We start from the raw sequence: 11,960 nt of genomic DNA, 5'->3' as shown, positions 1-11,960 counted from the left end.
CCGCCACCGCCACCGCCACCACCGCCGGCCCCGCCGAGCGGAGCTGCGCCGCCGCCGCCGCCTGCCGGCGCCTTCAGCGCGCTACCCACCGCCTTTTCCGCGATCGGCCCGGTCAGCCGCGCATCGCCGCGCCCGGCGACGAGATCATGCGGATTGACCAGCTCGATCGCGATATTGTGCATCGGCGCACCGTTCTCCCGCCATGTTCCCGGCCGCGCGAACGGGTCGCCCCCGGCGCAGCCGGCCAGCAGCAGCGCGCTCGCCCCGAGCAGGATGGCCGCGCGACCGTGCCGCCTTGCGCTGCGCTCGCCCATCGTCGTCCTCATCGCAGGATGAACCCGGCCTGGCCCGGCAGCACGACCGCGTGCCCGCCGCCATTGTCGCGCCGAGAAAGACCCGCTGGATCTGGTTGGGCGGCGACCATCCCTGGTCCGGCGTCATCATCCGCCCCGCCTGGTCCACCGGCTTGACGAGATAGGGGTCACGAGGATCACGAGTTCCTCCTCCTGCCGGTCGTAGCTGTCGGCGCGAAACGCGGCGCCGAGCACCGAATGTCGCCGAGCCCCGGCACCGACTTGTCGGTCTGGTTGCTGCTGTTGCTGAGCAGGCGCGATGGCGAGGGTCTGTCCGCTGCCGATCACGACCGTTGTCGAGGCCGACTGGGTGGACAGCGACGGCACCACGATCGACGTGCCCGCCACCGCGATCTGGAAGGCGTTCTGCGTCGTCGGCGCGCTCACCGTCGGCTCGACATGCAGGATGATGCTGCCGTTATCGAGCACCACGGGGCGGAATTTCAGCTGCACGCCGAAATCCTTGTACTGCACCGTCACCTGGCCGTTCTGCCCGGGCACCGGCACCGGGAAGGAGCCGCCATCGATGAAGCTCGCGCTCTGCCCCGAGAGTGCGGTCAGCGTCGGCTCAGCCAGGATATGCGCGAGATTGTCGCTGTTCAGCGCGTCGAGAATGCTGTCGATCGCGCCGCCACCGGTCGAAAGCCCGGCATTGTAGCTCCCCGCGGCCGGCGTCGCCGGGCTCGATCCGTTCAGCACGTCGAGCGCGCTGAACCCGAACAGGAACTTGCCCACCGAAATCCCATTGCCCGCGCTCTGCCAGTTGATCCCGAGCTGCTGCGTGATCGTGCGCGACATCTGCGCGATCCGCACCTTGAGCGCCACCTGCTGCGGCAGCCGCACCTCGGTCTGATTGACCACGTGGCCGCCCTTGCCGGCGATCAGGTGCGCCTGCTGCATCACCTGGTAGTCCTGCACCGGCGTCGCCACCGTGCCGCGCACCACCACGCCATGCGCAGCACTGCTGATCGCGAGCCGCGCGCCGGGAGCCGTCCGCGCCGCGCCGGCGCGGATTGCCGCGGCGTGATAGGTGCCGGGGGTCACCGCGACCCGGAACGTCGCCACGTCATGCCCCTGCGAATCGGTCACGGCGATGGTGGTGAAGCCCGGCGCGGTGCCGAACACGAACAGCGTATGCGCGCTGGCCGGTCGCACCGACACCACTTTCGGATCGGCGACGAACACGTTCGCCGCGGTGCCGCGCAGCGTCACCAGCCTGCCGCTGCCCTGGGCGATGTTCAGCCGTCCGCCCGCCACCGCCACCGCCGCCGCGTGCCGCGCCTTCTGTCCGGCCGGGGCCGCCGCCGTGCCGCTCCCGATCGCGATCAGCGCCGCCAGCAGCCGCGTCGCCGCAAGCCTGGTTGAAAATCGCCGCGTCGTCCGCGCGGGCGGGAATATTCTGTCCGGTGGTGGAGCCAAGGCATTTTTCCTCAAACGGGACAGGTCTCAGGGGTGAGACGCGCTAGAGGTAAATTTACGGATGTTCTATTAACGAATGGTTGCCGTCGCGGATTTCGCGTGGCGAATTCCGAAAAGCGCCTTCCTGCGTGCGATACCCCCTTGCCGAATGCGCAACCTATGGCATGATCCCCTCAATCAAATTCAAAACTGCGAATAAGGGGAGCTACCAATGTCCAGAAAGAAAACAGCGTTCGCCGCCGCCTTCGCCGGCGCGGCCATGGCGGTGGTGCCGGTGGCGGCACAGGCCGCGAAGCCGATCGTCGTCGGCATCACCTCCGAAATTGGCACCATTCCCGGCAAGGCCATCGCCAATGGCGCGACACTCGCCGCCGAGCAGATCAACGCCGCCGGCGGGATCGACGGCCGGCCGATCAAGCTGGTGATCGAGGACGATCACCTTTCCACCACCGATGCCATCCGCTCCTTCCAGCGCATGGTGAGGCAGGATCACGCCGTCGCCATCATCGGCACCTTCGTCAGCGAGGTGGCGCTGGCGCTCGAACCCTGGGCCGCCCGCCTGCACGAGCCCTACATGATCACCGGTGCGGCCGCCAACGAGCTGTCCGAATACGTCCACAAGGACTTCAAGGCCCATCAATACATCTTCCACGCCTACATGCCGGCCGCCTATCTCGCCCGCGCGGTGTGCGACGCCTCGAAGGCGACCCTGGTCGACCAGTTCCACATGAAGACCGCCGTGGTCATGAGCGAGGACGCCGCCTGGACCAAGCCGCTCGACGCCGGCTACGATTCCTGCCTGCCCAAGATCGGCCTGAAGGTGCTCGACAATATCCGCTTCGCGCCCAACACGTCCGATTTCACCCCGATCTACCAGAAGATCGAGACGCTGAAGCCCAACGTCATCATCGCCGGCTGGGCCCATGTCGGCGTGCAGCCGACGGTGCAGTGGGCGCAGCAGAAAGTGCCCGTGGCGCTCGCCGGGATCAACGCCCAGGCCGGCTCCGACGTGTTCTGGAAAGCCACCAACGGCGCGACCGAGGGTGTGATCACCGGCAGCACCGCCGCCCCGGGCGTTGCCATCACGCCGAAAACCCTCCCCTTCACCGACGCCTATGTGAAGAAATTTGGTTACTCCCCGGCCTATTCGGCCTACTCGACCTATGATGCCGTCTATGCGCTCGCCGATGCGCTGAAGCGTGCGAAATCCACCAAGCCGCTGCCCATCGTCCATGCGCTGGAACAGACCAACATGGTCGGCACCCAGGGCCAGATCGCCTTTCAGGGCGCGAAGAGCAAGTTCGCCCACGCGCTGAAATACGGCCCCGACTATGTCACCGGCGTTGCCCTGCAATGGCAGGCCGGCCAGCAGAAATGCATCTGGCCGCTGAAGCTCGCCAACGCCAAGGCGAAGTTCCCCGGCTTCGTGCCCGTCCCGAAATCCTGACCCGCCCCGCGGTCCCGCCGGCCCTGTCGCCGGCGGGATCTGCCCACGTTTTCGTCTGACCTGGGAGGGTAGGACTTGCTAGCGATCCAGATCCTGATCGACGGTTTCGCGATCAGCACGCTCTACGCGCTCGGCGCGCTGGGCTTCACGCTCATCTTCGGCGTCTCCGGCGTCCTCAATCTCGCGCATGGCGGCCTGATGGTCATCGCCGCGATGATCGCCTGGTATCTCGATACCTCGCTCGGCTTCGGCCCCTATGTCGGCGCCCTCGCCGGCGTCGCCGTCTGCCTCGTCGCGGCCCTCGTGACCTATGGCGGCATCGTCCGCCCGATCGAGAATTCCCGCGCCGTGCCCGCGCATGAGCGCGAGCTGTTCGTGCTGACGGCGACCCTGCTCTGGGGCGTGATGATCCAGGAGTCGCTGTCCTACGCCTTCACCAACAGCCCGATCACGGTGCAGCCGCTGATCGCCGGCACGGTCTCCATCCTCGGCGTCCGCACCCCGATCAACGAGATCTTCATCGCCGCCGTCGCCTGGGCGGTGATGGGCGCGCTCTGGCTGCTGGTCAACCGCACCCAGGTCGGCCGCCGCCTGCTCGCCGCCTCGATCAACCCGCGGGCGCTCACCCTGCTCGGCTTCGAGCTCGACCGGATCTACCTCTTCGTCTGGGTGATCTACGGCCTGCTCGCGGGCATCGCCGGCGTGCTGCTCGGCAGCTTCCTCGGCTCGGGGTCCGATTACGTGCCGGGGCTGACCGGCAGCGCCTTCACCATTGTCGTGCTGGGCGGGCTCGGCTCGGTCTCCGGCACGCTGATCGCGGCCTATATCGTCGGCTACATCGAAACCGTCACCGCCTACCTGGTCTCGCCCTCGCTGCGCGAGGTGCCGGCCCTCATCCTTCTCGTCGTGGTGATCTACATGCGGCCGCAAGGGCTGCTGGGACGGCGCTGATGTCGACGATACCGAAATCCCGCCTGGCCGCGCTCGCGGTCTTCCTCATCGTGCTGGCGCTCTTCCCGCTCGGCGCCAATGGCTACATCCTCGGCGTGCTGACCACCGCCTTCTACTTCGCCGTCTTCGCGATGTCGTGGGATCTGCTGTTCGGCTATGCCGGCGAGGTCAATTTCGGCCCGACCTTCCTGATCGGCCTCGGCGCCTATGGCGCGGGCATGTCGAACGCGCTGCTCGGCCTGCCGGTGCCGCTCGCCATCGTCGTCGGCGCCCTCGCCGCGGTGGCCGGCGGCGTTGCCCTGGCCATCCCCGCATTGCGCCTCTCCGGCCCCTATCTCGGCCTGATCACCCTGGTCTCGGTGCTGCTGCTGCAACAGGCCATCGTCATCTTCGCCGGCGTCACCGGCGGCGAGATCGGCCTCTCGGTGCCGGACGTGCTCTCGATCAGCAGTGCGGCCAACTACGAATACGCGCTCGCCTTCATGCTGGTCAGCGGGCTGATCCTGTTCCTGATCTCCCGCTCCTCGCTGGGGATGATCCTGCAGGCCGCCGGGCAGGACCAGGTGGCCGCGGCAGCGCTCGGCTTCAACGCGACCCGCCACAAGATCCTCGCCTTCGCCGTCTCCGCGCTGTTCTCCGGCCTCGCCGGTGCCTTCCTCGTCTTCTATCTCGGCACCGCCTCGGTCAGCGCCGTGGTCGACATCTCGATCGGCGTGCGGGTGATCATCGCCGCCGTGCTCGGCGGCCGCCGCACCATCATCGGCGGCGCCATCGGCTCGGTCTTCCTCATCGTCGCCGGCGAACTCCTCCGCCCGATCGGCCAGCTCTCCACCTTCGTCGTCGCCCTGATCGCGCTGGTGGTGATCGTGCTGTTCCCGGACGGTCTGCTCGGCCTGCTGCCGCACCGGAGGGGCGCATGAACACCACCACCACCCCGCGCCTCGCCGTCAGCGGGCTGCACAAGCGCTTCGGCGGCCTCATCGCCGTCAAGTCGCTCGACTTCAACCTCTATCCCGGCGAGATCCTCGGCCTGATCGGCCCCAACGGCTCGGGCAAGTCCACGGTCATGCAGATGATCATGGGCGTCGTCCGCCCCACCGCCGGGCAGATCCTGCTCGACGGGCAGGACATCGCCGGCCGCCCGACCTACGACATCGCCCGCGCCGGGGTCGGCATCGTCTTCCAGCACTCCCGCCCGTTGCGGCTGCAAACCGTGCTGGAGAACATCCTGCTCGGCCTGCTGCCCGACAGCCTGAGCCGCCTCCGCCCGCCGCCGGGCGCGATCGAGACGGCGCGGCGAATCGGCGAGGAATGCGGCCTCGGCGAGGTGCTCGACCGCCTGCCGGCAACGCTCCCCTTCGCCGACCTGCGGCGGATGGAACTCGCCAAGGCGATCGCCCGCAACCCGAGCGTGGTGCTGGTCGACGAACCCTTCGCCGGCCTGACCAGTGCCGAGGTGCATGATTTCTCCGCCCTGATCCGCCGCTTCCGCGACCAGGGCCGCGCCGTCATGCTGGTCGACCACAACGTCAAGAGCATCGCCTCTCTGGCGGACCGCGTGCTCGCCCTCTATCTCGGCGAAAAGATCGCCGAAGGCTCCTCCGAGCAGGTGATGCAGGACGAAACCGTCCGCCGCGTCTATCTCGGCGGCGGCATCGAAACCCACGAACGCCCCGAGGCCGAGATCGCCGCCCACAAGGTGCTGCTCCAGGCCGAGGACATCAGCGTCTTCTACGGCAAGGCGCAGGCGCTGGAGAATGTCTCCCTCACCGTGCACGAGGGCGAGTTCGTCTCCATCGTCGGCCTCAACGGCGCCGGCAAGACCTCGCTGTTCAACGCCATCTCCGGCCTCGTCCCGTTCCGCGGCGCGATCAGCTGGGACGGGGCGAAGCGCGCCGGCGAATCGGCGGCGGCAATCGCGCGCGCCGGCATCGTCCAGTGCCCGGAAACCCGCGAGCTGTTCGGCCGCCTGTCGGTCGCCGAGAATCTCGAACTCGCCGGCCAGCGCCTGCCGCCCGGCGAACGCGCCTCCCGGCTCGACTGGCTGCACGAGCTGTTCCCCATCCTGCGCGTCCGCGGCACCCAGGAATCGCGCACCCTCTCCGGCGGCGAGCAGCAGATGCTCGCCATCGCCCGCTCGCTGATGCTCAAGCCGCGCCTGCTGATCCTCGACGAGCCGACCCTCGGCCTCGCCCCGGTCATCCTCGGCCAGCTGTCCGAGGCGCTGTCCCGCCTGCGCGAGACCACCGACATCACGGTCCTTCTCGGCGAGCAGAACGTCACCTTCGCCCTGCCGCATGCCGACCGTGTCTATGTCATCGAGCATGGCCGCATCATCTGGAACGGCACGCCCACGCGCTTCGCCGCGGAGGCGGGAACCGGCTACCTGTAAGGCCGGTTCCGCCGCGTGTTGATCGAATATTAACCCGTCTTCGCCTAGCCTGAGTGTGACCTTTACGTCACGATCTTACGTAAACGATAACGAAACTGCCCTATCCGGAGGTAATGAGATTGTCATTCTTCGTCACGAATGGCACCACACTATCATCCATCCGGATACTCGCTACCCGATCGGATGATATCGCCCCGATCGGCACTCCAGCAGGGGTTTCCCATTCCGGCAGGATCGGGAAATCTCCAAAAAAAAACCGTGACCACCCAACAAGGAGACCGTCCATGACCGACAAGACAGCCTCGAAATTCTCCCGCGCCGCTTTGTCCGTCGCCGGCGCCGCCTTCGGTGTCGGCCTCGCCGTCGCGGCGATGACCCTGCCGGCCCAGGCCGGCGGCCCGCTGCCGTATGACGCGCCGTCGCCGCCGCCCAATGTCAGCGTCGCGATGCTCTACAACCAGTTCGCCTCGGCGACCACGTTCTACACCCAGCACGGCACCAAGCTCGGCCACACCAACATCGAGACCGACGTGCCGATCCTCCGCCTCGTCCACACCTTCAACCCGGTGGACGGCATGCAATGGGGCGCGCAGCTCATCGTCCCCTATGTCTCCTTCCTCGGCAACCAGCGGGTCGGCGGCCAGAGCCTGTCGCACCAGGGCGGCTTCGCCGAGCCGCAGCTCTCCGCCTTCATCTACCCGCTCAACAACCCCGCCGAGGACGAAACCGCCGTCCTCGCCTATTTCGTCAGCCCGCCCTCCGGGTCCTACAACCCCTCGATCGCGCTGAACGCCAGCACCAACAACTGGGTGAACAATCTCGAAATCGGCTTCACCCACAAAATCTTCGGCCAGGCCAAGGGCCGCCGGCTCGACCTCCAGGTCTGGGCCGATGGCTATGTCTATGGCGACACCAGCGTCTCCCCCGGCGTCCATCTGAAAACCGACCCGGTCGGCCAGCTGATCGTCTACGCGCCGTATTATTTCCACCCGCAGACGGCCGGTTATGTCGGCCTGAGCTTCGAGAAAACCTTCGGCGGCAGGGTGTCGGAGGTCAAGGCGGGCGTCACGACCGATACCGGCAACCGCAACGATTTCACCCGCCTCGGCATCATCGCCGGTTCGTTCCTCTCGCCCACCATCTTCGGCCAGGCCGAACTCTCGACCGACCTGCAAACCCGTGGCGGCGCGCGCAACAACGTCGTCTTCCTCGCCCAGGTCGGCAAGGTTTTCTGATCGACTAGAGCATCATCCGATCGGATGGAATCATCTGATCGGATGAAGATGCTCGGTTTATCAATATGATAGAGCACTACATCCGATCCAAAAGGATCGGAAAGTGCTCTAATGCGGGCGCCCGGACGGTCCTGCCGTCCGGGCGCTTTTCATTCTGCCATCCCCGGAGGCAGGGCGGCGCGCAGCATCGCGAGGTTGCGCTCCAGCACCGGCAGCCCATCGCGCGCGGTCTGCTGGAACGCCTGGTTCCGCCCCTCGCGCAGTTCGCCCTGGAACACCGCGATGGCGCTCTCATGGCTGCCGATCTCGTCGCGCAGGAACTCGACGGTCAGGTTCGGCTGCGGGTGATAATTGAGCGAGACGAGTTTTTCCTTGAGGTCGAAGGGCAGGGCGGTGGGCAGTCTCACGCCCTCGCGCGCCGCCAGCGCCTGCAGCCGCGGCGCATAGGTCGCGGCATCGGCGCAAACCTGCTCCACCGCCGCCCGCGCCGTCGGCTCGATCGGCCCGCGCCTGACGAACGAACAGGCGTCGAGATCGAAATTCACCAGTTGCGAGGCGGTGGTGACGAACGCGAGATCCGTCGGCCCCAGCGCCGCCCCAGCGGCGCCTCTGCGGTGGTCGCGCAGCCGCCAAGCGCGAGCAGCGCGCCCAGCGCGGCGAGGCGGAAGCGCGCCCGCCCGGCGCGGCCTCTCGCATCAAGCGGGACAACAGATGCAGCAACGGGTCTGGTTGCAGCTTGCATGATCGTGATCCTCCATGGCGCGCCGGCACTCTTGCCGCGCCCGCCATCGTCCCCCGCGCAGCTGCCGCCGTCATTGATCTAGAGCACTTTCCGATCCGATTGGATCGGATGTAGTGCTCTATCATATTGATAAGTCGAGCATCTTTATCCGATCAGATGATTCCATCTGATCGGATGATGCTCTAGTTCATCGCCCGTGGCGGATTTCGCTTGCCCCATGCAGAAAAATAACCTAGGGTTGCATCGATGTTGGAAAGCAGACCAGAGATGGTTGTTTGACGCCTCATCTCCTCCCATCGATACAAACTGGCCCCGGACATGTCCGGGGCCTTTTTCTTGCCGGGATATTTGTCCCAAATTACGGGATTTTCATAGGTTCTGGGAATGGTCCAGAATTATATACTCGCTGTTAAGTAATTCCCGTTTTGTTCACAGCACCCCGTCTTGCGCCCCGTCTTGCGCCGCTCCCGGCCGGCTCAGCGCGAACAAGCCCGCCACCTCGTCCCGCGCGCCGAGGCCCAGCACCGCATCGGCCAGGCGCTCGGCCTGCGCCGCGCCCAACACCTGCCGCGTCAGCCCGTCGAACTTGGCGCGGAACGCCGCCTCGTCGGGAAACGTCTCCGGCTCGCCCCGCGGCACCACCACGCGCCGCACGAAACGCTGCCCCCGCGCGTGCACCGTCAGCTTGCCGGACATGTTCCGCGGAAACTCGGCCTCGATATCCGGGTCGTTCTCGCAGCGCACCCGCGCCATCAGCGCGCGGATCCCGGGGTCGTCCAGAAGCTCATAGCTCGCCCAGTCCATCCGGCCGGTCGCCAGCGCGGTGGCGATCACGAAGGGCCCGCTGAACTGCGCATCGACGATGTTTTCCGGCCGCGCCTTGCGCGAGGCCGGCTCGCCGATCAGCAGCATCCCCGCGCGCGAGATCCCGAGCGTCGCGTCCTCGATCTCCTCGGCCCGCAGCCCAAGCTCCGCCCGCAGCGCGATCGCCGCGTCGATCCCGGCATGACCCCAGCGGCACGAGGGATAGGGTTTCACCCCGGTCTTCATCAGCTCCCAGTCGGTGCCGAGCCCGGCCAGCACCCGCTCCGGCTCCGGCGCCGGGCTATAGGCGTTGAGAAACCCGTGCCGCCCCTCGATCGGCGCCGCCGCGCCCTTGAACCCCTCGCGCGCGAGGCAGGCGGCGGCCATTCCCGCCATCCCCGCCCAGCCCACCTGGAAGCGCTTGGTCCAGGCCCCGTTGGCGAGGAATTGCAAACTGCCCGCGGTCTGGCTGAGCACGATGCCGAAGCCCGACGCCATCGCCGCCGGGCTCAGCCCGAACACACCCGACCGCGGCCATCGCGCCGAAACTCCCGCAAGTCGCACTCGGATGGAAGCCGGCGTCGTAATGCGCGCCGGCCGGCAGCGCCAGGGCGAGCCGCAGCGCCACCTCATACCCCGCCGCGATCGCCGCGATCACCGTCGCCCCATCCGCCCCCTCATCGCCGCCGCCCCCAGCGCCGCCGGGATCACCGGCGCGCCGGGATGCACGATCGCCGCCGCATGGTGTCGTCGAAATCCAGCGAATGCACCAGCGCGCAGTTGATCAGCGTCGCCCCGGCGGCGGCATAACCGGCCGGATCGGCGAAAACCGGCGCCTCGCCATCCCCCATGCCATCGCCCGCACCGCGGCGATCAGCGCCCTCGTGCTCTCCGCCGCCTCCCGCGCCGCACCGCGTTGCCCACCGCGTCCAACGCCAGCAGGCCGATCCGCTGCGTCACCGCCGCCGGCAGATCCGCCATGCCCAGCCCGGCGGCGAAGCGCGCGAGGTCTCCGGTGATGCCCGCCTCGATGTCCGCGGCGTCGGTCGTCGTCGTCGTGCTCATGCCGTCCCGTCCTGTTCCCTTGTCTCGCCGGCGCGGGCGAGGATCTGCCGCGCCCGCAGCCGCACCGGCGCGTCCACCATCGTCCCGCCAACCGCGACCGCCCCCTCATCCCCGGCGGCGAGGATCTGCGCGCCCAGTCGATCTCGGCCGCCGCCGGCGCGAAGCCGGCCCGCGCCGGGCCGATCTGTTTTGGATGGATGCAGAGCTTGCCGCCGAAACCGAGGCTCATCGCGTGGCGCGCGTCATCCTCGATCAGTGCCGCGTCATCGAGCGCCGGCGTCACCCCGTCGAGCGGCGCCGCCAGCCCGGCGAGGCGCGATGCCAGCACCAGCTCCGCCCGCGCCGGCAGCAGCACCTCGCGCAGATGCGTGGCGCCGAGATCGGCGCAATAATCGATGCTGCCGAAGGCCAGCCGCCGCACCGCCGGGCTCGCGGCGATCTCGCGCGCCATCGCCATGCCCCGCGCCGATTCGATCAGCGCGATCACCCGCGCCCCATCGCGGCGCGCTCGGCCTGCGCTGGCGTCTCCGCCTTCGCCAGCACGATCCCGGCAACCGGCAGTGCGACGATCGCGGCAAGATCGTCCTCGTGCCATTCCGTGCCCGCCGCGTTCACCCGCACGAAGGCGGCAACCCCGGCCGGCAGCGTGGCGAACCCCTCCGCCAGCGCCGCCCGGGCCATCGCCTTGCGCGCCGGCGCCACCGCGTCCTCCAGATCGACGATCACCGCATCGGCGCCGCTCGCCGCCGCCTTGGCATAGCGCTCCGGCCGGTCCGCCGGCACGAACAGCGGCGCGATCGCGGCGAACCCGCTCATGCGGCCCGTGCCTCCATCGTCCGCTTGCCGTCATTGGTCTCGACCCAGAGTGCGAACCCATCCCCTCGCGCCGCGCGCACAGCGCGAACACCTCGAAATCGAACAGCGGCTGCACCCGCGGAAGCTGAAGCTCTCCGGCCGCCGCCCGCCGATCTCCTCGGCGAACTGCAACAGCCAGGTCGCCTGCAACGGCCCGTGCACGATCAACCCCGGATAGAACTCGACCCCGGTGACATAGCTGCGGTCGTAATGGATGCGATGGCCGTTGAACGTCACCGCCGAGTAGCGGAACAGCAGGGTCGGGCTCGCCGTCATCTCCCGCCGCCACGTCGCCGGCGCCGCCGCCTTGTCCGTCCCCGCCTTGTCGGTCACGCTGCCGGCCGCGCTCCACCTGGCCCCCCCGCCTTGCCCGCCCCGCCTTGCCCCGCCCCGCCTTGCCCCGCATCAAGGCCGCGATAGACGATGTCGTGCCGCTCGCGCAGCGCCACCCCCCGCGGTGGCGAGCGTGTGCCGCACCGTCACGAAACACAGCGTCCCGGTCCGCCCCTGCTTGACGACGACATCGCCGATCTCCGAACTGCGCCGCACCGTGTCGCCCACGCGCAGCGTGTCGTGGAATTCGAGCGCGCCGCCCGCCCACATCCGCCGGGGCAGGGGAACCGGCGGCAGGAATCCGCCGCGCGCCGGTGCCCGTCGGCGCCGAGCCGCGCGCCCACCACCGTCGGCGGCGACAGGC

12 protein-coding genes and 2 pseudogenes are annotated in these 11,960 nt (G+C 68.3%); 5 read left to right on the top strand and 9 right to left on the bottom strand.

Annotated elements, in window-relative coordinates:
- A partial coding sequence (locus HUW10_RS18125; RefSeq protein WP_236656558.1) for a hypothetical protein occupies positions 1-314 on the bottom strand: 314 nt, incomplete at its 3' end.
- A 126-nt stretch (positions 315-440) separates the two neighbouring features.
- A complete protein-coding gene (locus tag HUW10_RS18120) occupies positions 441-1,772 on the bottom strand; it encodes a type II and III secretion system protein family protein (protein ID WP_236656557.1) in 1,332 nt (443 codons plus the stop codon).
- Between the two features lie 211 nt (positions 1,773-1,983).
- Here HUW10_RS18120 and HUW10_RS18115 point away from each other — a divergent pair, with 211 nt between their 5' ends.
- The 5 genes from HUW10_RS18115 (at position 1,984) to HUW10_RS18095 (ending at position 7,797) form a co-directional block, all read left to right on the top strand.
- Positions 1,984-3,219, top strand: coding sequence for an ABC transporter substrate-binding protein (locus HUW10_RS18115; protein ID WP_174504456.1), 1,236 nt, complete (start codon positions 1,984-1,986; stop codon positions 3,217-3,219).
- A 75-nt stretch (positions 3,220-3,294) separates the two neighbouring features.
- Positions 3,295-4,170: a branched-chain amino acid ABC transporter permease gene (locus HUW10_RS18110; protein ID WP_174504457.1), complete on the top strand. Its 876-nt coding sequence runs from the start codon at positions 3,295-3,297 to the stop codon at positions 4,168-4,170.
- On the top strand, positions 4,170-5,090 hold the full coding sequence (locus HUW10_RS18105; RefSeq protein WP_174504458.1) for a branched-chain amino acid ABC transporter permease: 921 nt from the start codon (positions 4,170-4,172) through the stop codon (positions 5,088-5,090). Before HUW10_RS18110 ends, HUW10_RS18105 begins: the two co-directional genes overlap by 1 nt.
- Positions 5,087-6,562, top strand: a complete 1,476-nt coding sequence (locus HUW10_RS18100) for an ATP-binding cassette domain-containing protein (protein ID WP_174504459.1) — start codon at positions 5,087-5,089, stop codon at positions 6,560-6,562. Before HUW10_RS18105 ends, HUW10_RS18100 begins: the two co-directional genes overlap by 4 nt.
- A gap of 284 nt (positions 6,563-6,846) precedes the next feature.
- A complete protein-coding gene (locus HUW10_RS18095) occupies positions 6,847-7,797 on the top strand; it encodes a transporter (protein WP_174504966.1) in 951 nt (316 codons plus the stop codon).
- A 149-nt stretch (positions 7,798-7,946) separates the two neighbouring features.
- Here HUW10_RS18095 and HUW10_RS18090 read toward each other — a convergent pair whose 3' ends face one another.
- The 7 genes and pseudogenes from HUW10_RS18090 to HUW10_RS18425 all read right to left on the bottom strand — a co-directional run.
- Positions 7,947-8,342 carry a DUF4142 domain-containing protein gene (locus HUW10_RS18090; protein WP_236656556.1) on the bottom strand — a complete coding sequence of 132 codons (396 nt, stop codon included), beginning with the start codon at positions 8,340-8,342 and terminating at the stop codon, positions 7,947-7,949.
- Entirely contained in the window at positions 8,339-8,539 is a 201-nt protein-coding gene (locus tag HUW10_RS18445) for a hypothetical protein (RefSeq protein ID WP_236656555.1), read from the bottom strand. The genes HUW10_RS18090 and HUW10_RS18445 overlap by 4 nt, the downstream gene beginning before the upstream one ends.
- A gap of 429 nt (positions 8,540-8,968) precedes the next feature.
- On the bottom strand, positions 8,969-9,841 hold the full coding sequence (locus tag HUW10_RS18440) for an MmgE/PrpD family protein (protein ID WP_254592126.1): 873 nt from the start codon (positions 9,839-9,841) through the stop codon (positions 8,969-8,971).
- Positions 9,842-9,926: 85 nt separating this feature from the next.
- Positions 9,927-9,971, bottom strand: a pseudogene (locus tag HUW10_RS18515) (hypothetical protein); the annotation flags it as partial.
- Positions 9,972-10,127: 156 nt separating this feature from the next.
- Positions 10,128-11,224: pseudogene (locus tag HUW10_RS18080) on the bottom strand (HpcH/HpaI aldolase/citrate lyase family protein).
- A gap of 30 nt (positions 11,225-11,254) precedes the next feature.
- Positions 11,255-11,596 carry a hypothetical protein gene (locus tag HUW10_RS18430; RefSeq protein ID WP_236656554.1) on the bottom strand — a complete coding sequence of 114 codons (342 nt, stop codon included), beginning with the start codon at positions 11,594-11,596 and terminating at the stop codon, positions 11,255-11,257.
- 72 nt (positions 11,597-11,668) lie between these two features.
- The coding region (locus HUW10_RS18425) for a MaoC family dehydratase N-terminal domain-containing protein (RefSeq protein WP_236656553.1) at positions 11,669-11,960 on the bottom strand (292 nt) is incomplete at its 5' end.

Source organism: Acidiphilium sp. C61, from assembly GCF_905116885.1.
Classification (GTDB): domain Bacteria; phylum Pseudomonadota; class Alphaproteobacteria; order Acetobacterales; family Acetobacteraceae; genus Acidiphilium.
This window is presented reverse-complemented; position numbering and strand designations above follow the sequence as displayed.